This is a genomic window from Salegentibacter sp. T436, assembly GCF_001932675.1.
GTDB classification, from domain to species: Bacteria; Bacteroidota; Bacteroidia; order Flavobacteriales; family Flavobacteriaceae; genus Salegentibacter; species Salegentibacter agarivorans.
The window spans coordinates 3,671,698-3,694,753 of the sequence record NZ_CP012872.1 but is presented as its reverse complement, the minus strand read 5'-3'; the positions used below and the strand labels follow the sequence as shown (position 1 = coordinate 3,694,753).

The 23,056-nt window shown below is 36.3% G+C and carries 23 protein-coding genes; 7 read left to right on the top strand and 16 right to left on the bottom strand.

Features of this window, described 5'->3' with window-relative positions; translation table 11 throughout:
* Positions 1-317: 317 nt before the first annotated feature.
* From AO058_RS16435 to AO058_RS16425, 3 genes are read right to left on the bottom strand one after another with little or no spacing between them, the layout of a single operon-like run.
* Positions 318-1,298: an HNH endonuclease gene (locus tag AO058_RS16435; RefSeq protein ID WP_075327527.1), complete on the bottom strand. Its 981-nt coding sequence runs from the start codon at positions 1,296-1,298 to the stop codon at positions 318-320.
* 1 nt (position 1,299) lies between these two features.
* Complete coding sequence (locus AO058_RS16430) at positions 1,300-4,443, bottom strand: DEAD/DEAH box helicase (RefSeq protein ID WP_075327526.1); 3,144 nt, start codon at positions 4,441-4,443, stop codon at positions 1,300-1,302.
* Positions 4,440-4,826 (bottom strand): (deoxy)nucleoside triphosphate pyrophosphohydrolase, encoded by a 387-nt coding sequence (locus AO058_RS16425; RefSeq protein WP_075328011.1) that lies wholly within the window; start codon positions 4,824-4,826, stop codon positions 4,440-4,442. The genes AO058_RS16430 and AO058_RS16425 overlap by 4 nt, the downstream gene beginning before the upstream one ends.
* Before the next feature lie 227 nt (positions 4,827-5,053).
* On the opposite strand from AO058_RS16425, the gene AO058_RS16420 reads away from it, so the two are divergent.
* From AO058_RS16420 to AO058_RS16405, 4 genes are all read left to right on the top strand, one after another.
* Positions 5,054-5,545, top strand: coding sequence for a CIA30 family protein (locus tag AO058_RS16420; protein ID WP_232228857.1), 492 nt, complete (start codon positions 5,054-5,056; stop codon positions 5,543-5,545).
* A gap of 145 nt (positions 5,546-5,690) precedes the next feature.
* Positions 5,691-6,452, top strand: coding sequence for a peroxide stress protein YaaA (gene yaaA / locus AO058_RS16415; RefSeq protein ID WP_075327524.1), 762 nt, complete (start codon positions 5,691-5,693; stop codon positions 6,450-6,452).
* 436 nt (positions 6,453-6,888) lie between these two features.
* On the top strand, positions 6,889-7,797 hold the full coding sequence (locus AO058_RS16410; RefSeq protein ID WP_232228856.1) for a L,D-transpeptidase: 909 nt from the start codon (positions 6,889-6,891) through the stop codon (positions 7,795-7,797).
* A 40-nt stretch (positions 7,798-7,837) separates the two neighbouring features.
* Positions 7,838-8,599 (top strand): hypothetical protein, encoded by a 762-nt coding sequence (locus tag AO058_RS16405; RefSeq protein ID WP_075327523.1) that lies wholly within the window; start codon positions 7,838-7,840, stop codon positions 8,597-8,599.
* Between the two features lie 494 nt (positions 8,600-9,093).
* On the opposite strand, the gene AO058_RS16400 is transcribed toward AO058_RS16405, so the two are convergent.
* The 8 genes from AO058_RS16400 to AO058_RS16370 all read right to left on the bottom strand — a co-directional run bounded on the left by AO058_RS16400 (position 9,094) and on the right by AO058_RS16370 (position 16,380).
* Positions 9,094-10,371 (bottom strand): hypothetical protein, encoded by a 1,278-nt coding sequence (locus AO058_RS16400; RefSeq protein WP_075327522.1) that lies wholly within the window; start codon positions 10,369-10,371, stop codon positions 9,094-9,096.
* 52 nt (positions 10,372-10,423) lie between these two features.
* Positions 10,424-10,816 carry a hypothetical protein gene (locus tag AO058_RS16395; RefSeq protein WP_075327521.1) on the bottom strand — a complete coding sequence of 131 codons (393 nt, stop codon included), beginning with the start codon at positions 10,814-10,816 and terminating at the stop codon, positions 10,424-10,426.
* A 158-nt stretch (positions 10,817-10,974) separates the two neighbouring features.
* Positions 10,975-11,982: a TlpA disulfide reductase family protein gene (locus AO058_RS16390; protein ID WP_075327520.1), complete on the bottom strand. Its 1,008-nt coding sequence runs from the start codon at positions 11,980-11,982 to the stop codon at positions 10,975-10,977.
* A gap of 725 nt (positions 11,983-12,707) precedes the next feature.
* Entirely contained in the window at positions 12,708-12,848 is a 141-nt protein-coding gene (locus AO058_RS18445) for a hypothetical protein (protein WP_156858155.1), read from the bottom strand.
* A 75-nt stretch (positions 12,849-12,923) separates the two neighbouring features.
* Positions 12,924-13,460 (bottom strand): 2'-5' RNA ligase family protein, encoded by a 537-nt coding sequence (locus AO058_RS16385; protein ID WP_075327519.1) that lies wholly within the window; start codon positions 13,458-13,460, stop codon positions 12,924-12,926.
* A gap of 27 nt (positions 13,461-13,487) precedes the next feature.
* Positions 13,488-13,859, bottom strand: a complete 372-nt coding sequence (locus AO058_RS16380) for a hypothetical protein (protein WP_075327518.1) — start codon at positions 13,857-13,859, stop codon at positions 13,488-13,490.
* 3 nt (positions 13,860-13,862) lie between these two features.
* Positions 13,863-15,095 (bottom strand): diaminopimelate decarboxylase, encoded by a 1,233-nt coding sequence (lysA, locus tag AO058_RS16375; RefSeq protein WP_075327517.1) that lies wholly within the window; start codon positions 15,093-15,095, stop codon positions 13,863-13,865.
* A gap of 112 nt (positions 15,096-15,207) precedes the next feature.
* Positions 15,208-16,380 (bottom strand): MFS transporter, encoded by a 1,173-nt coding sequence (locus tag AO058_RS16370; protein ID WP_075327516.1) that lies wholly within the window; start codon positions 16,378-16,380, stop codon positions 15,208-15,210.
* Positions 16,381-16,646: 266 nt separating this feature from the next.
* Between AO058_RS16370 and sucC the strand changes: the two genes are divergently transcribed.
* From sucC to AO058_RS16355, 3 genes are all read left to right on the top strand, one after another.
* Positions 16,647-17,840, top strand: a complete 1,194-nt coding sequence (gene sucC, locus AO058_RS16365; protein ID WP_075327515.1) for an ADP-forming succinate--CoA ligase subunit beta — start codon at positions 16,647-16,649, stop codon at positions 17,838-17,840.
* Between the two features lie 190 nt (positions 17,841-18,030).
* On the top strand, positions 18,031-18,348 hold the full coding sequence (locus tag AO058_RS16360) for a hypothetical protein (RefSeq protein WP_075327514.1): 318 nt from the start codon (positions 18,031-18,033) through the stop codon (positions 18,346-18,348).
* Between the two features lie 225 nt (positions 18,349-18,573).
* On the top strand, positions 18,574-18,906 hold the full coding sequence (locus AO058_RS16355; RefSeq protein WP_075327513.1) for a hypothetical protein: 333 nt from the start codon (positions 18,574-18,576) through the stop codon (positions 18,904-18,906).
* A gap of 78 nt (positions 18,907-18,984) precedes the next feature.
* Here AO058_RS16355 and AO058_RS16350 read toward each other — a convergent pair whose 3' ends face one another.
* The 5 genes from AO058_RS16350 to hutI all read right to left on the bottom strand — a co-directional run bounded on the left by AO058_RS16350 (position 18,985) and on the right by hutI (position 22,994).
* On the bottom strand, positions 18,985-19,797 hold the full coding sequence (locus tag AO058_RS16350) for an MBL fold metallo-hydrolase (protein WP_075327512.1): 813 nt from the start codon (positions 19,795-19,797) through the stop codon (positions 18,985-18,987).
* A 63-nt stretch (positions 19,798-19,860) separates the two neighbouring features.
* Positions 19,861-20,319 (bottom strand): GNAT family N-acetyltransferase, encoded by a 459-nt coding sequence (locus tag AO058_RS16345; protein WP_075327511.1) that lies wholly within the window; start codon positions 20,317-20,319, stop codon positions 19,861-19,863.
* Between the two features lie 76 nt (positions 20,320-20,395).
* Positions 20,396-20,761, bottom strand: a complete 366-nt coding sequence (locus AO058_RS16340; RefSeq protein WP_075327510.1) for a DUF1622 domain-containing protein — start codon at positions 20,759-20,761, stop codon at positions 20,396-20,398.
* Positions 20,758-21,756, bottom strand: a complete 999-nt coding sequence (locus AO058_RS16335) for a formimidoylglutamase (RefSeq protein ID WP_075327509.1) — start codon at positions 21,754-21,756, stop codon at positions 20,758-20,760. The genes AO058_RS16340 and AO058_RS16335 overlap by 4 nt, the downstream gene beginning before the upstream one ends.
* Positions 21,756-22,994 (bottom strand): imidazolonepropionase, encoded by a 1,239-nt coding sequence (gene hutI / locus AO058_RS16330; RefSeq protein WP_075327508.1) that lies wholly within the window; start codon positions 22,992-22,994, stop codon positions 21,756-21,758. The genes AO058_RS16335 and hutI overlap by 1 nt, the downstream gene beginning before the upstream one ends.
* Positions 22,995-23,056 lie beyond the last annotated feature (62 nt).

The window sequence follows — 23,056 nt, the reverse complement described above, 5'->3', positions numbered from 1 at the left end:
AATTGCTTATTTCAAATTTAAGAAAATAGAAGACTTTGAAAGCTTGAACATTGGTGAAGGTTTTGTAAAAAAGAAAGCAATTTTATAGAAATCAATAAATTGAAGCAGAATAAAAATTATTTGGGCGTTTCCCTGGCGGGTCGGGCTTTACGCTACAATCTTTTTGCTCGATAATCGAGATTTAATGATTTATGGTTTGTCTTGAAATTGAAGTTTTTTTAAATATTTCAGGTTCTTGCTCTGGGGTAGTTTGCTCGTTTCTCCCAAAAAGGATTTCCACTGCAATCCCTAACGCAAAAAAAATGTTGATTATGAATTTATAATATGAAAACTTCCCTATTATGCCATTTTAAAGCTTCCGGTGATGGAAACCAATTTTCATTTTCTGGTAATAAAATTTGCTTTCCTTCAAAAGCTGACAGTGGGAAGCTTGAGTTTTCATCCTCTATTGTTGGTGAAATTCTAACTAAGAAATCTGAATTAATTGTTACTAGACCACGATCGAAGGCCCGATGAAGTGTTGGTGATAATGCAATACCATTCGTGACTGTATCATCATTCGAAATACTGAAAGGATAAATATGGCAGGCATCTACCATTTGTACATTTTGAGTAGAATTTATTTTTAAACCCGAAATACAACAGGTGTAATCGTAAATTTTGGGTATAGTTTTTTTAAACATTCCACCTCGCACGAAAATTTCTTCTTCAAAATCGCTCTGCTCCAAAGTTTCCCTTAATTCGGCAATATGATTCTGATAATATTCTTTGGGCTCATTTAGTATCTCGTTTTTAATTTTATTTTCTTCATAATAATTGTCTTGTCTCAAGTAATTATTTCTGAAATCAGGAAAAAAAGCTTCAATTAAAAGCTGCTCGAACCACAATTGGTTTTCTGGAAGCTGAAGTAAGAAAAATAAATCCTTATCTATCTCAGCAAAGGCAATTGATTCATTTAAATTATTAAAGCTTTTGATACTTTTAGAACTTGTGGTTACGATATCTTTTCCCGGTTTAGGAACTAGATGCCAGAATGGCTCTGATCTCATATGAAAAAATGGTAAAGAGAAATTTCGAGAATGACCAGTTTGTACAAGTTCTTCCCAATTTTGCTTAAAAGCTAGAATAATTTCGGAGATAATAAATATTCTGTTTGATTTAATCACTCCTTTAGCAATTAGCTGAATTATGGCGAGAAGAAGAATTGGTTTATGAGGAGCTCTACCTAGATTTTCGCTGAAACCACGGTTTAGTTTTTTAAAATAGTTCGAATATTTATAAATAATTTCTTCAGACATATTATCCTACTGCCAATTTCTGACTTTCTTTTAAAATATAAGAAGGCATTTCTTCATGAAGTTTCCATTTAACGTTCATTGGTTTAGCGCCTTTCGATTTCACGAAATCTGCTTCACCTAAAAAGGTATAAGACATTGTAAACCCATATTCATCCACGTTCTGTTCTCTAACAAATAAGAGTATTTTTTTTCCTTTATCCCGGTGCTTAATATAGGACTCGCCTTTTGGAGAATCTGGAGCAGTACTGTTTTGCGATTGCCAGTGGAATAATCTCTTATTCAATGCATAATCTTCATACATTGTGGTAGGGGAATATTCTTTTTCAGTTTTTTTAAGTGTTACAAAGAGCGCTTCTATATTCAAATCTTTATTTTGAGCTACTCCTTCCCGGTTTGATGATTTCTTCTTAAAGCTACTCAAACCTAATGCTACTAAAATTTCTTCTCTATTATATCTACTATGAAGTTTTAAAGGGAAATCGAATTCCAAATCTATATCTTTTTCTACAAATTCAATTTTTTCAATTTGGTATTCTATGAACTCCTGCATTTCACGAAGCATATTTTTATTTTTCAGAAGAGAACGAATACTTTCTCTAACATTTGAGAAGCCTAAATTGGTACCAGTTTCTTTCCAAACGTCGTAATGAAACATTAGAAGCATAACCTCTTCCTCTTTGTTTAACAAATCAAGATTTATATTTTCCGAAATCAATTTTTTAATGAATTTCAAGTAAGTAAGAGAATTGGCGTGAATAAGCTTTCTTTGCAGGCAAGCAGTTAATTCTTTCTCTTGAGGTTCATTAAAATCTGGAATTACTTTAGCATCTGCACATAATCTTTTCCAACTTCCTTTTTTATAGACCTGTCGGATATCTAAGTGGTGAAACTCTAAAAAATTATGTAACGTAAGCGGGAGTGTCGAGTGATGTTTGAATCTTTGAATTTTCTGAAGAAGTTGAGGTCTTCTAAATTCAGTAGCCTCCCTAATATTTCGCAGAATTACTTCTTTAGCTTTTTTCTCTAGTACAATTGAGCATCCTAATGGAAGATGTGGAAATTCATCCTCGATCTCTGTGATTATAGATGTATGAGTTTTACCAACAAGCGCTCTAAACTTATGCTCAAAATCATACTCTGGCCTAGCATTTCCTACAAAATCAAGTACCGTTAAGCAATCTTTATCTTCAGCTAAGCGTAATCCACGCCCTAGCTGTTGTAAGAAAATTGTCAAACTCTCAGTTGGCCTTAAGAAAAGAACTGTATCAATATTTGGGATATCAACACCTTCGTTGAATATATCGACCACAAATAGATAATTAATTTCTTTTTTAATGAGTTTGTTTCTAACCAAATCTCTTGAGCCGCTATTTCCGCTAACGAGATAATCTGCTTTTAAACCAGAAAGAACAAATTTCTCAGCCATATATTTGGCGTGTTCCTGACTTACACAAAACCCAAGAGCTTGAACATCATTAATGTCGGTTAAATATTCTTCACAATTCTTTATAATGTCAGCTAATCGCCGATCATTTTCAGTATAAAGTTTAGTAAGCTCCTTTACTTCGTATTTACCTCGCCATTGAACGCTGGAAAGATCAACGGAATCGGAAAGTGCAAAATACTGGAAAGGACTAAGAAGCTTCCTGTTTAGGGCTTCAGGTAGTCTTATTTCCGCAGCAATTCTATTATGAAAATCTTCTGCTATGTCACCACCATCCATTCTTTCTGGAGTTGCGGTTAGACCTAAGAGAATTTTTGGATTAAATCTTTTTAAAATTGGACGATAGCTGTCAGCTTTAATGTGATGAACCTCATCTATAATTATGTAGTTGAAAAAATCCTCTGCTAAATCTAGCATTTTCAATCTACTGTGCAGTGTTTGAACAGACGCGAATAGCTCATCATACTTTTCTGGTTCATTCCCATCTACCCAAAGTTCACCGAAATTAGCATCGCGTAGAACGTGCTGAAAGGTGGAACGTGCCTGCATCAAAATTTCTTTACGATGCGCAACGAATAAAAATTTTGAGTTTGGATTTTTGTTCTTAAATTTCTTAAAATCAAAAGCAGAAATAACGGTCTTTCCTGTTCCCGTAGCTGCAACTAATAAATTTTTATTTCGATTGTGAATTTCTCTTTCTGCCTGTAATTTAGATAAAATTTCTTCTTGGTAAGAATATGGTTTTAGTTCGAAGAAAGTGGTAATTTGACTTGTATTATATGAACTCTGTCTTTTAAGAGCAGTGCTTAGCTTTTCTCTATGTGTGCCTTTTTTATAAAATTCGAATTCAGGATCTTCCCAATAAGTTTCAAAAGTTTTTTGAAACTTATCTATAATATGACCTATTTCTTGGGTGGTAACTTTAAGGTTCCATTCCAGGCCATTAGTTAAAGCTGAACGAGAAAGATTAGAAGAACCAATATAGCCAGTATGAAAACCTGAATTTCGTAAAAATAAATAAGCTTTTGCGTGCAGCCTTTCGTGTTCTGAATTATAGGAAACTTTTATTTCAGTATTTGCAAGCGATGAGAGGTATTCCACAGCTTTTACATCTGTGGCACCCATATAAGAAGTGGTAATAATCTTTAATTTTTTACCGCTTTTGGTAAATTCTTCTAGTTCCTTTTTAAATATTCGAATTCCAGAAAATTTAATAAAAGAAACTAGCCAGCATATTTCATCGGCAGAAAGAATTTCTTTTTTAATTTCACTCTCCAAGGAAATTCCAACATTGTTTCCGGTAAATAGTTCGCTTTGACTTAACCGAGTGTAAGGAGTAATTTCCTTCAGCCTGGCCTTCAAATTTGAATATGGAAAATCTAGTTTAGAAAAAACAGCCTGTAAAATCTTTCCTTCGTTTTCAATTAAATTTTCAGAGAATTCTGCACTCTTGAGCTCTTCTACTAAAAGATTTATAATTTTATTCGATAATTCAATTTGTTTTAAAGGACGGTCTTTATCTTTGATTTCCTCCAACGCAAATTTGATGTTTTCACTCAAATAAGTACTCAAATATTGAGAAGCTTCTTCCTTATCCAAAGGTGTTTCGCTAACGTGGAATTTCTGTAAATCTACATTTTCGAGTTTATTGGAAACTAATTTAGTTATTAGCTGCTCGTAAAGGCCTGTTTCAAAACTCATTTATACTTATTGATATAATAATTAACAATTGGAATATCTGCTTCAGCCCAATCTAAAGATTTTAATTTTTCAATAGGAAACCATTCTACTTGCGAATGTTCTAAAAGCATAATTTTGAAAGTCTGCAAAGAACATCGGAAAGGTATCAATTGAATTTTCTTTGATTCAGGATAGCTATGTTCGTTGGAGGGTAATTGTTCCAAAACTTTAATTTCTACTCCTAATTCTTCTATAATTTCTCGTGTGAGACACTCTTCAAGAGTTTCTTCTTTTACTTTTCCACCAGGAAACTCCCATTTGTTTGGTAAATGCATTTTACTGCTTCTTTGCGCACACAATACTTTACCCTCATGTTCTATAATAGCACAAGCAACTTTTATCATTAAAGGGATTTTATTAGAAACTAATTCAATAAAGAAAATTATAAAGCTCAATTTAACATTTAATTTAGAAACCAAAAAAGGTTTTCCATAAACCGATAAAATTTTATTAACTCAAAATACTCATAACTATCTCTTCTTAAAATCCCGGATTTACCAAAAGAATTCCCCTAACTTTAAAACAAAAAATGTTTCAGCAGCAATTCTTCTTAATATTAATATTCTTGGTTATGAGTAAATTACTTCTTTTCGATTTTAGCGTTACCTCTAACTGGAGTGCCTGGGAAGTAGAAAACGATGTAGTAATGGGGGGAAACTCCACTGCCAGGCTGGAACGCAGTGAGTCTGGCAATGCTATTTTTACTGGCCATGTTTCGTTGGAAAACAACGGTGGTTTTGCTTCGGTGCAGTATCATTTTCCATCTAAAAATATTAAAGGCTATAAAAAAGCGCTGATCTTGCTGAAAGGAGACGGGAAATCTTATCAATTTAGAATGAAGGCCAATTTACAGGATAGAGCTTCTTATATCTACACCTTCAAAACCACGGGAGAATGGCAAACAATTGAAGTTCCGCTAAAGGAAATGGAACCGGTTTTTCGTGGTAGAAAACTTGATCTTCCTAATTTTTCTGCAGAGAGTATTCAGGAAATTCGCTTTTTAATCGGGAATAAAAAAGCAGAAGATTTTAGGCTGGAAATTGATAAAATAGAGTTGGAGTAAGTATCTCGCTGAAAAAGATTTTCCGAATTAATTTATCGTTTTTCAGCGCCAATAAGTCTTAACTATCTTTCTATAAAAAACTAATAATAGGCAGTTTTCCTAATTGCTATGCTTTCACTTATCTTTGAAGTAAAACTACTTACCTATGAAAATTGTTGTTTCCCCGGCCAAAAGCCTGGATTACGAATCTAAATTACCTACTACCCGCGGCACTCAGCCTGCTTTTTTAGAAACCACGGTGAAGCTTAATCGCAAGATGGCGAGAATGACAAAAAATGAGATTTCAAAATTAATGGGAATCAGCGATAAGTTGGCCGATCTTAATTATACCCGCTACCAGGCTTTTGAGGAAGAACACAACAAAAAGAATTCCCGCCCGGCGATGTATGCGTTTAACGGAGATGTTTACACCGGCCTGGATGCCTATACCATCCCCACCGATAAACTGGACCGCCTTCAGGATATTTTACGAATCCTTTCGGGACTTTATGGCGTGCTAAAACCGCTGGATCTTATGCAGCCTTATCGGCTAGAGATGGGAACTTCTGTAGGTATTGAGCGTAAGAATAATCTTTATGAAGTTTGGCAATCAAAAGTTACTAAACTCCTGAATGATGAAATGAAGGAAGGCGAACTTTTTATCAACCTGGCCAGCAACGAGTATTTTAAAGCTGTTGACACTAAAAAACTAAAAGCTGAGGTGATCTCACCTGTATTTAAAGATTTCAAGAACGGAAAATTAAAGATCATCAGTTTCTTCGCAAAAAAAGCGCGCGGGGCAATGGTACGTTATATTATCGATAAAGACGTAAATACCATGGAAGAGCTAAAAAGTTTTGATTATATGGATTACCGTTTTAGTGAAGAACATACGGAGAAGGAGAACGAACCGGTTTTTATTCGTTAGTTCTTTTCAGTTTTCAGTAAGCAGTCTCAGTGGGCAGTGGTTAGGGTTCTTGAGTTCTCGGTTTTTAAGCAATTCTTGTATTCGTCATCGCGAGTTCGGAACGAGCGTGGCGATCTGTAGTTACAATTCCTTGTCACTTTGAGTTTCCGACGAGAGTCGGAAGTATCGAAAAGTGCTTTGTGTTTAAAAGTTAAGCGAAAAGTTAAAGGTAAGAGAAGAGAGAAAAGAATAAAGTTTCAGAAATCAGGATATTTTTTGAAAACTCAAAACCGATAACTCACAAATGACCACTCACTACCGAAAACTGAACAACTTTTACCAATCTCCCAACAAATTATTAACGCTTCCTTGGCAGCTGAAAAAAGATTAGCGATCTAATTTCGTAATCGTATAGGAATGTTTTATTTCCGTGACGCACAACCTAAATCTGCCAATTTTGAAACAACAATACACTAAATTAATCCTGCTTTTTTCTGGGATTATTCTTTTAATTTTTACTGCCTGTAATAATAATGCACAGGAACCCAAGAAAAAAGTTCCACCAACGCAATTAGATACTATTTCAATGGAACCACCGGTTTTTAAAACTACTTACCGGTTAGATTCTATTCAGAATAAAGAACATTTGGATAGTCTTTTTAATGATTTTTCTGAAGAAGATGTAAAGTTGGTCTATACGCTAAACCGAATTGACGCTTATCGCGTTAAACCCGGTGCCAAACTAATAATTCCCGATTCTTTGGTAAAGGATTTGAATGTCTATGCACCTTTTCCAAAACTAATGAAGCCATTAGATTCAATAGAAAAAACCGTGATAATTTCAAAACGAATCCAGGCTTTTGCACTTTACGAAAATGGGAATTTATTGCATTGGGGTCCGGTGAGTACCGGGAAGCAAAGCACAGGCACACCTTCGGGTTTATACTACGGCAATTATAAAGCGAAGCGAAAAATAAGTACCATAGACCAATCCTGGATTATGCCTTATTATTTTAATTTCATGAATTTTGAAGGAATTGGGACACACGAATATACGCTCCCGGGATATCCTGCCAGCCACGGCTGCGTTAGGATGTACCGGGAAGATGCAAAAATGATTTACGATTGGGCCAATATGTGGGAATTAAAAAGTGATGTGATTGTACAAAATGGAACCCCATTTATGGTGATAGGTGAATATGATTATAATGATATTCAACCCTGGTTTAAACTTGCAGAAAACCAGGGAAGTAATGACTTAAACAAGGCTGAGATAGATACGCTAAAAGTTTATGCCCAGCGTTATAAAAACGATCCTTTAAACTTTAAATTTGAAGACTTAAGCGACCAGGATATTGTGCTTTAGATGCTTTTAGATTTTGTATTTTAGTCAGAAATTCGTTTTTATGAAATTTAGATTTTCAATTCCAGTTTTATTTTGTGCATTTTTATTTTGCTTCGGAAGCCTGGTGGCCCAGGAAACTACGGTTATGGTTAGGGCACTGGCAAAAGATGCGAAATTTATAGGAAGTTCTATTGGCGGCGCTAAAATTATTCTTAGAAATGCTGAAACGCGAGAAATCCTGGACCAGGGTTTAACCTCAGGGAGTACAGGAAACACCAAATTAATTTTGCAAACTCCCAAAAAGCGCTACGATAAACTCACCGATGAAACTACAGCGGGATTTGAAGCTAAATTAAATATAAAAGAACCTACGTTCGTAGATGTAGAGGCCCACGCACCGGTTAATAAAAAACAGGCCAAAGTAATTTCTAGCACTCAACTATGGGTTATTCCTGGGAAAGATATTACCGGTGAGGGGGTAGTACTGGAAATCCCGGGATTTGTGGTAGATATATTATCGCCACAAACTCACGAACGCATTAAAGCTTCTAATGGAATTAATCTAAAAGTCAACATTATTATGATGTGTGGTTGCCCCGTTACCGAAGATGGTGTGTGGGATGCCAATCAATATGAAGTAAAAGCGATCATAACTTCAGAAGGAAGTGAAATTAAAGAAGTCAGCTTAAACCCAACCAATAAACCCAGTACCTTTACTGCAAATACAAATTTAGAAAAAGGCTACTATACCATCACGATCTACGCTTTTGATCCCGTGACAGGCAATACCGGTGTAGATAAAACGAATATTATTATTAATTAAGTTCTCGGTTCTCGGTTCTGAGTTGGCAGGTGCTATTACTTCGTCAATGCGGGCAAGAAACGAAGCCGGCGATCTTTTGATTGGGTTTCCTTCCGTCCCTTCGAGACGGTAGGAGGAAGTATCGAGAAGAGCAGAACTTCTATGAGTTCTCGATACAGCGTTATTTTCGCTTTTGCTCAAATATCGCCATTCGAACTGACGACCGGACGGAATAAGAGAAAAGAGTCGGGATAAAAGAAGCAAGACCAAAGACTCTGAAATATCCCAAAACTCGCAACAACTACAAACCATAAACACCAAACTTTCAAACCCGCAACCGGTTCAACCGGGAACTGACAACCGAGCCCAGTGAAGAATTATTAGTGGATTCGTGGCGTAACAATAACTCGGAAACAATAAATCAAGTACAGATTACCGTGTCCTGCAATCGCAGTTCTCACAAAGACGGAAACTCAAAACTCCAAACAATAAACTGAAAGCTGCCAACTGCCCACTTAATTTTTACATTCAAAACATTTAATTAAAGCCGGGCTTATTTTTGCATCTTCAGAACCTTTAAGGGGTTTGTTCAGTAATTCTTTTTCAGCGATTATTCGGTGGAATTCTTTGGCGTATGCTACTAAATTTTCACGGCGGGATTTAATCTTTTCAGCAATCTCTTTTCCGTCTAATTCGTAGATTTCCCTGCGCCAAATTTTAAAAGCATCGGCAATAGCTTTATCAGTCATTAATTCCTGTAATTTTTTTGCTTCCGAGGTAAAGATTTCTTCAGGAGTATCAGTAAGGAAATAAACATCGTTAGGATAAACCAATCCCGGCATATAATCTATTTCCTTTTCAAATGGCCGAACTTCCGGTTCAATATTCTCATTCGAAATTATTCCGGGAATAACGCCCTCTAAATTGAAAAAAGCATTATCCCTGTCACCGGCCACGGGAAAGGCTTTAAAAGCATTATTTTCTTCCTGAATTACCCAGCCCCACTGCTTGGCGTGCCTGTCCCAATCGCCAATAAGCATATCAAATAATCGAGCCCTCACCAATGCATTTCTATCTATCGAAACTTTTTCAGGATGTTCATTTTTTAATTCCTGCAGGTTCTTGGTGTCAAGAATTTCAGCTACATTTTTATAACCGGTCCAGTTCTTTTCTCCTTCGGTTTCATCTTCTAAAAGGAACAATCTATTGCCGTATTTCTCGTTATATTTTTCGCCTAGAAAATCCTGTTTTGGAACAAAAACCACTTTGGGATGGGTGTGTAAAACATTAGCTTTTTCTGAAAGTGCAGCGGCGAGAATTGCGCCGTATGGGTGCGAGGCCGAAATTGCATCTATCACAATATTTTCCAACCCAAGGCTTCGGGCAAACTGGGGAACGTGGGTAGATGGATCTTTATTTACACTGCGCAGGGAATAAAGAAAACCCTCATTATCCTTTAAACGAAGGGAATGGGTTTGGGTACCACCACCTTCTTTTACGATTTTCATTCCGCCGTAAAGTGTATCGAGAAAAAGTACAGGAACTTTTACGGGAGTGGCCCAGGCTTCGCGGTAATTTTCTCCCTGCATAATATTTTTAAGCGGATTGATTTTATATAAACTGCTTGCAGCGACTGTAACGGAGTCGTGCGCACGGAAATCTATATCTTCAATATCTTTAAAATCTTCTATTGTTGCGGTTTCAAATTCCTTATCGGTACCTAAAACCGAAAAATAAATAAGTCCTATAAAACCAATAAGAAGTATTAAAACCAGCCAAAGCAGCTTTTTCATTTTCTATAATTTATTGCGATTTAAAAATAGCAATAAAAACGAGGATAAGCATTCAAATTTGCTGAGGCTTTAGCGGAATTTCATTTAAAAGATTGTTAAGCTGATTAAGGGAATGGGAAGCGATCAAACCTTTATGAATTTTAATATTTTGATCTTCCGATTCCAGTATAAAACTATTTTTATATTTTCTAATTGCGCTAAGTTTGGTGAGATCTATACTCTTAGGAAAGAGTGAATTTTTAGTAAGGATATTATTATTTATTTGGAGGTAGTGATATTTGTTTTCGTAGTACCAGGTACCAATTTCTAAAAAGCCCAGGATTAACCAGGGATATATAAAAATAGGTGCTGAATCGATTATAAAAGCGATAGTACCAATAATTACCGATACGATGCCGTAAAGCAGTTTATACTTCAGTCTTTTTTGTGGATAATATATGGTCACAACTTAACGTTTAAAATAATATTTGAATAGTGCTAATATCAAGATCAATGCCTATTAAGAGGCACTTTGAAATTAGATAAAAGGAAATTCAAATAAATTATGGTTAAGTTGCGGAAAAATTAGGGGGTAATTTTAATGAAATTAATAAAAAAACCTCATTATTTCAATAATTTTTTAATGTTTTCTTTTAACTCCTTATCTCTTAAATTGACACCGACCACGCGACCGTTGGTATTTATAAGATAATTGGAAGGGGTGCGCTTTATTCCGTAGTTGGTAAAAACCGGACCTTCCCAGCCTTCCAAAGCGCTAAGGTGTTGCCATTTTAAATTGTCTTTTTCTATAGATTTAATCCAATCGGTTTGTGAAGTATCACGGGAAACCGCTACAATTTCGAGTCCGTCTGACCTATATTTTCGATATAATTTTTTTAGCTCGCGGTTTTGCATTTTACTGGGTTCGCAGGTAGAAGCCCAAAATTGTAAAAGGGTTACTTTACCTGTTAAAGCTGAAAATTTTCGTGTTTCCCCAGTGGGTGTAGGTAATTCAAAATCTACATATTTTTCGCCAGGTTGGGGGATGTTGTCATTATTTAAAATACTAAGGATTCGCTTTCCCAAAGCGCTTTCCTGAATTTCTTCAGGAAAAAGATCAAAATAATGAGCCGTAGTTTCCTGTCCCCATTTTCCTGAGACTTCATAAAGCATCCGGGCACTAATCAAGGCGTTGGGATTGTTTTTTATAAATTCTTCCTGGCGTTTTCTAAGTTCGGCTTCACTAATTTTATCATAATCTTCATAAACTGTTTTTATTTCGTCAACTAATTCCTGAGAAATAGAGCCGGTAACTTCGGCATCCTGGAAATCGGTATTGCTTGCATCAAAACGCATAGGTTTGTCCTGCAACCATAATTCTTTGAATTTAGAACGATCTTTAGTATGCAGCATTACCCACATTCTGGGTTCGGAAAGTTTAGTTTCGAATTTAAAGCTATTATTTTGAACTTTTGCGGAATCCAACGTAGCTCCATTTACCAAATCCCGAAAATAAAGCCAGCTGCCATCTTTTATATCATTTGTTTTACCGGTTAAAGAAAAAGAGGATTCCTGAGCCGTACCAGAAAATAGGCCTAATGCAAGCGCCAAAAGGAGAGAGGTTAACCGCATGATTTATTAGGTTTTGGAAATTAATTTAGTGAAAATATCGATTAAAAATTCAAATAAAAATAGGGCATTGAATCTGCCGCGATAGTTTGCTTTAATCGCAGCGGTACAGAAAGAGGTATATTCTATTAAAGTAATTCCTATTATTTAGACTCGGGAAATTTCCACTTCCAAAACTTGAATTTTCCCGTGAGTAGAAACGGAACTCCTAGACCGGTTAAAGCGCCGGCAAAGAAATTTAAATTATAAAATGCAAAGTAGGAGCTCCAAAAGAGCCCTACGAGTATAAGAAAAAGGCCGACTAATCTAGCTGTATTCACAGGGAAAAATTTTAAGGAGCTTAACCAAGAACAATAACTTCTAAAGCCTGGTCTAAAAATACAACCAGCATAAACGCAGTGAAAATAATTCCTACTAATTTTAAAATATTGATTCGATCTTTCATGATTAAGGTTTTTTAGTATTTCGATAGATATTTTTTAGTGATGCTTTCCTGAAGAAATTCTTATGAATTGAGGAAGCAATATCTTTCGAAAAATCGGTTTTAAATAACTCGATTTTTGTAAAACAAGCGGTAAATATAAGAAAATTCTAAGCTTTTTGCCAAAATTATATTTTTTCCGGAGGATTTTATATGGTTTTTGGTTAAAAAATTAGTAGTAATGTAAGATTAGATTAATTAGTTTTTTTAATGAAGATAAGGTGAAAAAAAGATTAAGGAATATTTGTTAAACCGGGTTATTCCAGCCTTCTAAAGCCGCTTCTATGGTGAAATCCAGGAAGTAGATTGCAATAATTATGAGAGCTATTATTCCCAGGATTTCTAAGAAAGTATAATTATGTTTTCTGTTAGTTTTATTATTTTCCATACCTGCCTTTAGTGATAAGTAGATGAAAATATTAAAATGTTACAGTAAACCTTAAAAAGCTTTGGATTATAGGGTTTATTCCAATTTAAATTCACAATGGCGATGCCACTGTTTTCCATCGTGTTTTAGCAGTGTAAATGATTTCGCGATAAAGGAAGCCTGAAACTCACGTTTTTTAAAATCTGCCCAGGCATCAGGAAATTGTTTGTAATGAAGATCTCGAGAGGCGAGCGTAATATGCGGATGAATTTTAGAAAATTTCTCGTGTTTCTTTAACTGCAAATTTGCTGCGATTACTTTTTGTAATTTGGTGTGAAGAATTTTTATTGGCTCGTGATCTTCAATATTTATAAAAATCACTTTTTGGTTAAACCTGCCAAAATCTTTTAAATCTACCCGTAAGCTTTTTTGATTCTCAGCAAAAATTTCCAGGAAACCAATAAGTATATTTTCTTCTGATTCAGAAAGCTGAAATGGAATTTGAAGGGTAATATGCGCGGGCAGTTTCAACGCATGTTTAGCTTTATATTTTTCAGCAATTTCCTGCTTTAGAGATTTTACTCGCTTACAAATTTCTTTCGGGGGAATTATAGCGAGAAAATATAAAGGCATTTCAGATTGAATTTTCGAGAGTTAATTTTATTTTCTTCCTCTTACAAAAACCGTTTTCTTATTAAAATAATAGATTAATAAACCAAAAGTGAATAATAGTAAATTTTGTACAAGACTATCTACCATAAAATTTAAATCATCTCCCGTAGCGATTTTTATGAGCTTTCCTATAATTGAAAGCCCGGGGCCAACCATCATTATAATTGCCCAAAAGTGGATGGCCATTTTTGCAAGTCGGTGTTTGTTAAATAGCAAATATAGCAGCGTTAATTCTATAACTACCGCAATTAAGCCGAGGTAATTACCGGAAATAACCATATAAGTATTCCAAATAAGTATTAGGAAAATATAAATAATGAGCAGCCTATAAAACCATTTGTTTTTAAAAACTGTTTCCATAAATTATTTAGAAGCTTTTGCAGTTTTCGGGGTGAAATCCATAACTTTTTGATGCCTTAGCAAATCCTCAAAAGTTTCGCGCTCCCTTATTAAATGGCCTTTACCTTTATACCATAAAACTTCTGGCGGGCGGTAACGTGAATTAAAATTACTGGCCATTGAAAATGAGTAGGCCCCGGCATTGCTAAAAGCCAGGATATCTCCTTCGGTAATTTCAGCAATTCGGCGGTTATTGGCAAAAGTATCGGTTTCGCAAATATAGCCTACCACCGAGTAAAACCTGAATTTACCTTCGGGGTTAGATACATTTTTAATATCGTGATGAGACCCGTAAAACATTGGGCGAATTAAATGATTAAATCCGGTGTCTACCCCGGCGAAAACCGTAGAAGTGGTTTGCTTTATCACGTTCACTTTAGCAAGGAATTTCCCGGCCTCACTCACTAAAAATTTTCCTGGTTCAAAAACTAAAGTAAGTTCGCGCCCGTATTCTTTGCAGAAATTCTTAAAACGTTCGGTTAGTTTTTCACCTAACTCTTCAATATCGGTTTCAATATCATTTTCACGGTAAGGCACTTTAAATCCGCTCCCAAAATCAAGAAATTCAAGGTTTTTAAAGTTTTTAGCCGAATCAAAAAGAATTTCTGAAGCGCGTAAGAAAACTTCAATATCAAGAATATCACTACCGGTGTGCATATGAATCCCGTTAATATTCATCCCGGTATTTTCAACAATACGCAGCAAAAGTGGCATTTGGTGAATAGAAATTCCGAATTTAGAATCTACGTGGCCTACTGAAATTTTAGAATTTCCGCCGGCCAAAATATGCGGATTTATACGAATACAAACCGGTACTTCTGGATGTTTGGCTCCAAACTGTTCAAGGATAGATAGATTGTCTATATTAATTTGCACTCCCAATCGTACCACCTGTTCAATTTCTTCTAAAGAAACTCCGTTTGGCGTATAAATAATATCTTTTGGAGCAACCCCGGCTTTCAAAGCAAGCTTCACTTCCTGTACCGACACTGTGTCCATACCACTTCCTAAGGAATTTAAATATTTCAGGATAGAAATATTAGAAAGCGCTTTTACCGCATAATGAATACGTAAATCTTTAATTTCAGAAAACGCATTTTTAAGTCGGTTAAACTGAAAAGCAATTTTTTCGGCATCATAAACGTAAACAGGGCTTCCAAATTCTTTGGCTACAGCGAGAAGATCTTGATTGGTCATAACAATTGAAAAATTTAAGTGGCAAAAAACAGGAGAAATTTCAACTCCCACAAGTGCAAGTCTCAAAAATAACGAATTCCCCGAAATTGTTAATATTTAAAGAGTAGATACTTTAACTCGCGGTGGCTACAGCGCTTTCTTTTCGTTTTCTAATAAGAATAATCGCCAGGGCGATAAAAACGCCGAGACCCGCCATAACTGCGCCGACCAAAGATGCAGAGGTGAAGCCATAACCAAAAGCAATTGGCAAACCGGCAAAATAGGCACCGGAGGCATTTCCCATATTAAATGCGCTCTGGTTCATAGAAGAGCCCAAGCTCTCCGAGCCTTTTGCTGAATTGATCATCACCATTTGAATAGGTGTGGAGAGGCAAAAAGCGATAGTAGCAATAAGGAAGGTCATAATCAAAATTGCAATTTGATTCTCGGCAACGTAAGCATTGGTAATTAAGGCAAACACCATTAAAACCATACTCATGATCACCGCATAAATAGGAGAAAATTTCTCGGCAAGCTTAGCGCCAATAAGGTTTCCTATTACCATTCCCACACCGGCAAGAATCATAACATAACTAACGAACCCTTCGGGGTGTCCCGCTACTTCAGTTATTAAAGGTGCTATATAACTGTACCAGGCAAAAAAACCGCCAGTACCAATAGTGGTAAGTAAAACCACCATCCAAAGTTCCCCACGTTTTAGCACATTTAAATCTTTTCTAATACCTTCAGAAGAAGATTTTGGAAGTACGGGCATCCAGAATTTTACACTGGCAATTGCCAGTAAACCCACAATTCCCACCAAGATAAAAGAAACATTCCAACTATAATTGTGGCCCAAAAAAGTTCCCAGCGGAACGCCAAATACGTTGGCCAGCGTTAGGCCGGTAAACATAATGGCAATAGCTTGTGCCGATTTCCCGGGTTTGGCCAGCTGGCCGGCAACCACCGCGCCAATTCCAAAAAAAGCTCCGTGTGGTAAACCCGATAAAAAACGGGAAACCAATAACAGCTCGTAAGAATTGGCAAAAGCTGAAAGCGAATTAAATACCGTGAACCAAACCATAAGAAGGAGCAGGGTTTTATGCGCCGGCCATTTCCCGCCAAAGGCAGTAAGCAAGGGCGCTCCAACTACTACACCCAAGGCGTAAGCAGAGATAAAATGCCCGGCCTGTGGGATACTGATCTCTAATGCCGAAGCTACATCGGGAAGAATTCCCATAATTACGAATTCGGTCAATCCAATGCCGAATCCCCCAATAGCCAGTGCCACAAGTGCTTTATTCATTCTAAGGTTAATTTTTAGCAAAGGGCAAAATTAAAAGGGATAAACTTAATAATGCATAATTTCATCAAAAAATTACGATAAGCTTATAGTGGGGAAATCGCAGTAATGACGGGCATTTTAAAAATTTGTAAACCTTAAGGAAATGCTAAATTTTCTTCTGGCTTTAGATTATCGCAGGGCTGGCGATATCCTAAAAAAGATTGGTACAATAGCTATACATTTGTTACTTTTGCTAACCGTAATTAATACTGAAGAAATAGCTGATTATGAACATACACGAATATCAAGGAAAAGAGATTTTAAGCAGTTTTGGCGTACGCATTCAGCGTGGTTTAGTTGCACATAACGCAAAAGAGGCCGTAGAAGCCGCCAAAGAACTAACTGAACAAACCGGTACCGGATGGCACGTTATTAAAGCCCAGGTACACGCCGGTGGACGTGGAAAAGGTGGTGGTGTAAAACTGGCCAAGAACCTTAAAGAAGTTGAAGAAGTTGCTGGTAACATTATTGGAATGAACCTGGTAACACCACAAACTTCTGCTGAAGGTAAAAAAGTACACCAGGTATTAGTAGCCGAGGATGTTTATTATCCTGGAGATAACGAGCCTGAAGAATATTACATGTCTGTATTACTTAACCGTGCAACCGGCCGTAATATGATTATGTATTCTACCGAAGGTGGTGTAGATATTGAAACTGTTGCTGAAGAAACTCCGCATTTAATTTTTACTGAAGAGGTGGATCCTGCAACAGGACTTATGCCTTTCCAGGCAAGAAGAATTGCCTTTAACCTGAAACTTAGTGGAGCTGCTTTTAAAGACATGACAAAATTTGTAATGTCTCTTTATAAAGCCTTTGAAAAATCTGATTCTTCACTTTTTGAGATCAACCCGGTTTTAAAAACCAGTGATGATAAAATTCTTGCAGTAGATGCAAAAGTAACCCTTGATGACAACGCACTTTTCCGTCATAAAGACTATGCTGAAATGCGTGATATTCGTGAAGAAAACCAAACTGAAGTTGAAGCTAAAGAAGTTGGACTTAACTATGTAGACCTGGACGGAAACGTGGGTTGTATGGTTAACGGTGCTGGCCTCGCGATGGCAACAATGGATCTTATTAAGCAAGCTGGTGGAGAACCTGCAAACTTCCTTGACGTTGGTGGTACAGCTGATGCAAAACGAGTTGAAGAAGCTTTCCGTTTGATCTTAAAAGACGATAAAGTAGAGGCGATCCTTGTAAATATTTTTGGAGGTATTGTTCGTTGTGACCGTGTGGCGCAGGGAATTGTAGATGCCTATAAAAATATGGGTGATGCTGTTAATGTGCCAATTATTGTACGTTTACAGGGAACCAATGCAGATATCGCCAAGAAATTAATTGACGATAGCGGATTTAAAATCCACTCTGCTGTTCAATTTCAGGAAGCTGCAGATAAAGTACAGGAAGTACTTAAATAATCCCGGAGTTTCGGGATTTCCTGTTAAATTAAGACTGTCTAAAGTTTAATCTTATTAACCCGTCATTCTAAAACAAGTTCAGGGTGACGATAGGAAATAAGAAAAATTTTAGGCAGTTTTTTTGTGCCCTACTGTAACAGCTTAAATAAGAAGATGGTCTCTCGGTTATAAACCAATTAAATCATTCATCATGAAAAAGCTAGTAGTTATTTTAGGAATTATCTTCATCGGTCTTAGTAGTTTTACTTCTGTAATTGACAAAACGGATAAAGTTCTTGTTAAACAGATTTATGCAATGCTGGATGATCTTCCGTTGGAAATTGAGGAAGAACTTCTGGTTGAAGTAAGACTGATAATTAATGAGCAAAATCGAATAAAAGTGTTGTTTGTTGAAGCTGAAGATCCTTTAGTGAGAAAACTAATTAGAAAGCGCTTGGATAAGAATACATTGGCAATACCTTTTAAAGTTGAAGGTGCTTATCGCTTGCCAATTAGAATTAAAGTATAAAATAATCGGCATTCTGACCCGAAGAGCCAGGGGTATTTCAGTATTCAAAATTGACCCGGAAACGATCCCGAAACTTCGGGGCATGGTGACGAAAATTACAGAACCGGTTCATCACCGGTTTTTTTGTTCTCAGATATAAGTTAAAATTTCCTGAAATTAATATAAGTATGTAACATATAGAGTTTTAGACCGGTCTTTATAGTATAACCTTTAAATTTTATTATTATGAAGACTTTAAAATTAGTATTGTTTGCATTGGCGTTTAGTGCCGGAAGTTTAGTTCACGCTACTCCGGGAAATTCACCTGAAACTTCAGATTCCTTTAATAAGGAAATCCAGAATTTATTAAAAAATATTGAACTTGATATTGAAGAAGAAGTGGTGGCAAATCTTGTAGTGAGTTTTAACGAAAAGAATGAAATGCAGGTGCTTTATGTGGGAACCGAGCATATTCCCGCCGGGAAATTGATTAAAAAACACTTGAATCATAAAAAGATTAAGACCGTTTTAGATCCTTCTATTAAAAAATATAAGTTACCCATAAGATTAAAGCCTTAGTTATTTTTTCAATCAAAAAATGTAAAAAACAAAGAACCCGGCTCATCACCGGGTTTCATTTTTTAAAAAGATTCGTATTTATTCTTGCTCGCTATCAGGATACCATTCCAGCATCTCTACTTCAATATCCTTATTGCTTTCGTTTACCAATTCTTTAAATTTATCTACATCAGCAAAACCATCCTGACCTCTAAAATGGTAAGGAATTACCTTCTTAGGTGCAAATGCTAAAACGCCATCGGCAGCCTCTTCAACCGTCATTGTGTATGGCAGGTTCATTGGGATTAAAGCAATCTCAATATTTTCCAGTTCCTTCATTTCAGGAATGTTTTCAGTATCTCCGGCAATATAAAGGCGTTGCCCGTTTCTTTCTACTACATAGCCATTCCCGCGTCCTTTAGGGTGGTATGCTTCAGGATCTTCTGGAAGGTTGTACATTGGGATCGCTTCAATATAAAATTCAAGTACACGAGTTGTAGCACCATTTTCCAAAACCCTAACTATATCTTTCATTTCGTCAGGCATTTTGTCTCTTACAGCTTGAGGCACTATTATATAAGCTCCTTCTAAACTTAAAGCTTCCAGGGTTTCAATACTCATATGATCTCCGTGGATATCGGTAATTAAAACGAAGTCTGGATCTTCTATTCCTTCAAAAGCTTCGGCACCACCAACAGGATCTATGTAGAAAGTGGCATCGCTCCAGTTTACCGCGGCAGTAGCGTGAGATATAGGCTTAATGTCTATAGAAGCCGAATCAGCCTCCAGCACGTTCTTTTCTTTTCCGTAAGGATTTTCATTTAGTTTATTTTCAGCATCATTGTTTTTTCCTTCATTCTTGCAGCCGGTAAATAAAATTCCCGCTACGATTAAGGTGAATAAATATTTCATAGTTGATTATTTTACATTAAAATTAATTAACCTACACTAGAATAGCCTCGTTTTTTTAAAATTTTATGCCAAATCCAGTCGCATTTTTATATCTCCACGGCTGTAAGGGTTATTTTTTCCAATAGGAATTTCTTTGAAGCCATACTTTTTATAGATATAAATTGCATTTTCAAGTTTTCGATTAGAAAAAATAATTAAATGATTCCAGCCCTGCTTTTTAGCAAAATGGAGGCTATGTTCCATTAATTTCTGTCCAATTTTTTTACCCTGGTATTCGGGACTTACTGCCATTTTTGTTAATTCAAAGATGCCATCTTCAATTTTCATTAAAGCCACGCAACCAATAATTTTTTCCTCATCTTTTACGAAAAAGATATTTCCACCGGTTACAATAATATATTTTTCGGGATTTCCCAGTACTTCTTCATCGTGGGGTTCTACCCAAAAATACTTTTCTAACCAGGCAAGGTTTAAGTTTTTAAAATCTTTGGAGTAAGCTGAATTATAAGAGACAATTTCCATTTTTATGTAGCTATTTTTTTGAACAAAAATAGAATAATTAAGCTGTAATTTCTAAGCCCAAAATCTGAATAAAGGTTTATTTCTGGCCTGTAGTACGATCTTTTGATTGTTTCCAGGGGAATTTTCCTTCTATTTCAATTTCCAAAGTAAAGCTTAAAAAGGTGCGAATTAGGATTATAAGTCCTAAATTGAGAATCTGCTCCATTTCGGCTCCATACACCACGGTGGCAATAATATCGGCAGCAATTAGAATTTCCAGTCCCAGTAAAATTGCACGTCCTAATTCTTCTCTTATTTTTTGAAAGCTCCGTACTTTTTCTCCCTGAAGTTTAAATGCATACCTACCCAGGGCAAGAAAGGTTCCAATTACCATAACGAGAATTCCTACCACTTCTATTACCAGGGCGGTTAGTTTAATAAGTTCTTCTGCTGTATCTGTCATGTCTTCATAAAATCTGTTATAAAAAATGATAGTGCCTTTCCTACTTGCGCGTAATTTTCATCGCTGGGGGCGGCTTCGCAAATATGTAAGTATTTACAATTTTTTTCTTCGGAAGCAATTTGGAGAAAACTTCTAAGCATATTTAAAGCAAAACCAGAAGGCGATTGTGCGCTAGATGGAAAATTTATAATGGCATCACAGTCCAGTTCCAACCCAAAAGGCTGTTTGTTAATAAACTCCAGCTGGGAATTAAAAGCAGCCATTTTTCCCTGGTGAGTTTGCAAAATTAGATCTTCAAAAAGATGGAATTTAATATTTGAAACCGAACTTATTTCGTCAAAAATATATTGTGGAGTATAATTTTTATGTAAACCGAAAGTTGAATATTTCCCGAGGAAACCATCTCGTTGTGCAAAGCTAAAACCATTGCCACTATGCCGGTGTTCCAACTTTCTTAAATCGGTATGGGCATCAATATTTAAAATATTTAGCGGTTTTTTTATGGCTTTAGAAGTGCCTTTAATATTGCCGTAAGCGTTGTTATGCCCGCCGCCAATAATAATTGGAATTTTCCCGGCTAAAACTATTTCCTCAACCAAAAAACTTACTTTTTCGTCTATTTTTTCTACCAGGTCCCCAAGTTTTGCATAATAGTTTGGATCGGCTTCATCAATATTGGCTGCTTTTTGCATTTCGGTTTTGCAGTCAATTTCACCAAGTAGAATAATATTTTCTGGAGCGGTGAATTCATTATTTTGAATATTCAGCAACGAATTTAAGCAAGCTTCCCAGGCCTTTGAAGCTCCGGCTTTTCCATGGTTAGCTCTAACGCCAATATCTTCGGGAATGCCAAAAAGCACAAATTTTGCCTTTGTTTTCTTAAGATCATCCAGACTTTCTACAAAACCTATTTTTTCCCCAAACCGGGTTTCACCGTCACGAATGGAAATAAGCTTTTCTACCGACTTATAATTATAGATTTTTAAACCGTCCATTATTCTATCATCTTTCCGTTAATAAAAACCGACTCTATAGAATTTGTGCCGAAAGCATAGGGTAAAAAGGTATAAGACGGAATTTCTTTCGTCAATATAAAATTGGCCTTTTTTCCTTTCGTGATACTCCCGTGGGTTTCGCTAAGTTCCATGGCGTATGCGCCGTTAATTGTAGCTGCGTTTATCGCTTCTTCCGGGGTCATTTTCATTTTTATACAAGCCAGGGAAACTACCAAATTCATATTTCCGCTTGGTGTACTTCCCGGGTTGAAATCGGTTGCTAAGGCTAATGGCAACCCAGAGTCCAGCATTTCTCTCGCGGGTGTATAGGGAATGCTTAAAAATAGCGAGCAGGAGGGAAGTGCTACGGGCATTGTACTTGTTCCTTTTAAACTTTCAATATCTTCCGGGCGCATCACCTCTAAATGGTCTACGCTTAAAGCATCGTGCTCTATTCCTGCCTGGATACCTCCAATAGCATTAAATTGATTAACATGTATTTTTGGTTTTAAACCGAATTTTTTCGCTGCAGAAAGCAGTTTATGGGTATCAGCTACGCTGAAATATCCTTTTTCACAGAAAATATCTATGTATTCTGCCAGGTTTTCTTCGGCAACTTTTGGTAAGATTTTTTCAATCACCAAATCCATATAAGCATCGGGTTTTTCTTTATATTCCTTCGGAATTGCATGCGCACCTAAAAAAGTAGCTTTAATTGGAAGCTCGTAATTTTTCTGAAGTTTCTTTATAACCCGAAGCATTTTTAACTCGCCTTCTTCGGTTAAACCGTAACCCGATTTAATCTCAACAGCACCGGTACCCAGTTTCATAACTTCTTCCAGCCTTTTAGCCGATCGTTGGTAAACCTCTTCTTCCGAAGTTTCCTGCAGGGTTTTAGCAGAGTTTAAAATTCCGCCGCCTCGATTGGCGATTTCTTCGTATGAAAGTCCGTTAATACGATCGGCAAATTCCAATTCCCTGTTCCCGGCATACACAATATGCGTATGAGAATCGCACCAGCTAGGCAGGATTATTTTTCCTTCAGCATCAATAGTTTTATCGGCATTGATTTCAGGTAAAGAATCCATTTCGCCGTAATCGGCAATCTTATCATCTTCAATAAGTAACCAGGCGTTTTTTATAGTTGGTAACTCCTTCATCTCAGTTCCCGATAGTTTATCTACCTTGTTTTCCCTTACCTGAAGTAGCTCTTTTATATTTATAAATAATTGTTTCATCGTGCTTAGTTTTTTGTCTGTTTTCTGCTGAAAATGTGCGTTAAACAAATATAAAAACTAAG

What these genes read in the sequence shown, in the direction of transcription:
- lysA (WP_075327517.1), bottom strand. Translation starts at nt 15,095, where the DNA reads ATGACCAATCAAGATCTTCTCGCTGTAGCCAAAGAATTTGGAAGCCCT.
- hutI (WP_075327508.1), bottom strand. Translation starts at nt 22,994, where the DNA reads ATGAAACAATTATTTATAAATATAAAAGAGCTACTTCAGGTAAGGGAA.
- AO058_RS16400 (WP_075327522.1), bottom strand. Translation starts at nt 10,371, where the DNA reads ATGAAAAAGCTGCTTTGGCTGGTTTTAATACTTCTTATTGGTTTTATA.
- AO058_RS16370 (WP_075327516.1), bottom strand. Translation starts at nt 16,380, where the DNA reads ATGAATAAAGCACTTGTGGCACTGGCTATTGGGGGATTCGGCATTGGA.
- AO058_RS16360 (WP_075327514.1), top strand. Translation starts at nt 18,031, where the DNA reads ATGAAAAAGCTAGTAGTTATTTTAGGAATTATCTTCATCGGTCTTAGT.
- AO058_RS16425 (WP_075328011.1), bottom strand. Translation starts at nt 4,826, where the DNA reads ATGATAAAAGTTGCTTGTGCTATTATAGAACATGAGGGTAAAGTATTG.
- AO058_RS16385 (WP_075327519.1), bottom strand. Translation starts at nt 13,460, where the DNA reads ATGCCTTTATATTTTCTCGCTATAATTCCCCCGAAAGAAATTTGTAAG.
- AO058_RS18445 (WP_156858155.1), bottom strand. Translation starts at nt 12,848, where the DNA reads ATGGAAAATAATAAAACTAACAGAAAACATAATTATACTTTCTTAGAA.
- AO058_RS16350 (WP_075327512.1), bottom strand. Translation starts at nt 19,797, where the DNA reads ATGAAATATTTATTCACCTTAATCGTAGCGGGAATTTTATTTACCGGC.
- AO058_RS16430 (WP_075327526.1), bottom strand. Translation starts at nt 4,443, where the DNA reads ATGAGTTTTGAAACAGGCCTTTACGAGCAGCTAATAACTAAATTAGTT.
- AO058_RS16380 (WP_075327518.1), bottom strand. Translation starts at nt 13,859, where the DNA reads ATGGAAACAGTTTTTAAAAACAAATGGTTTTATAGGCTGCTCATTATT.
- AO058_RS16355 (WP_075327513.1), top strand. Translation starts at nt 18,574, where the DNA reads ATGAAGACTTTAAAATTAGTATTGTTTGCATTGGCGTTTAGTGCCGGA.
- AO058_RS16435 (WP_075327527.1), bottom strand. Translation starts at nt 1,298, where the DNA reads ATGTCTGAAGAAATTATTTATAAATATTCGAACTATTTTAAAAAACTA.
- yaaA (WP_075327524.1), top strand. Translation starts at nt 5,691, where the DNA reads ATGAAAATTGTTGTTTCCCCGGCCAAAAGCCTGGATTACGAATCTAAA.
- AO058_RS16335 (WP_075327509.1), bottom strand. Translation starts at nt 21,756, where the DNA reads ATGGACGGTTTAAAAATCTATAATTATAAGTCGGTAGAAAAGCTTATT.
- AO058_RS16420 (WP_232228857.1), top strand. Translation starts at nt 5,054, where the DNA reads ATGAGTAAATTACTTCTTTTCGATTTTAGCGTTACCTCTAACTGGAGT.
- AO058_RS16340 (WP_075327510.1), bottom strand. Translation starts at nt 20,761, where the DNA reads ATGACAGATACAGCAGAAGAACTTATTAAACTAACCGCCCTGGTAATA.
- sucC (WP_075327515.1), top strand. Translation starts at nt 16,647, where the DNA reads ATGAACATACACGAATATCAAGGAAAAGAGATTTTAAGCAGTTTTGGC.
- AO058_RS16345 (WP_075327511.1), bottom strand. Translation starts at nt 20,319, where the DNA reads ATGGAAATTGTCTCTTATAATTCAGCTTACTCCAAAGATTTTAAAAAC.
- AO058_RS16405 (WP_075327523.1), top strand. Translation starts at nt 7,838, where the DNA reads ATGAAATTTAGATTTTCAATTCCAGTTTTATTTTGTGCATTTTTATTT.
- AO058_RS16390 (WP_075327520.1), bottom strand. Translation starts at nt 11,982, where the DNA reads ATGCGGTTAACCTCTCTCCTTTTGGCGCTTGCATTAGGCCTATTTTCT.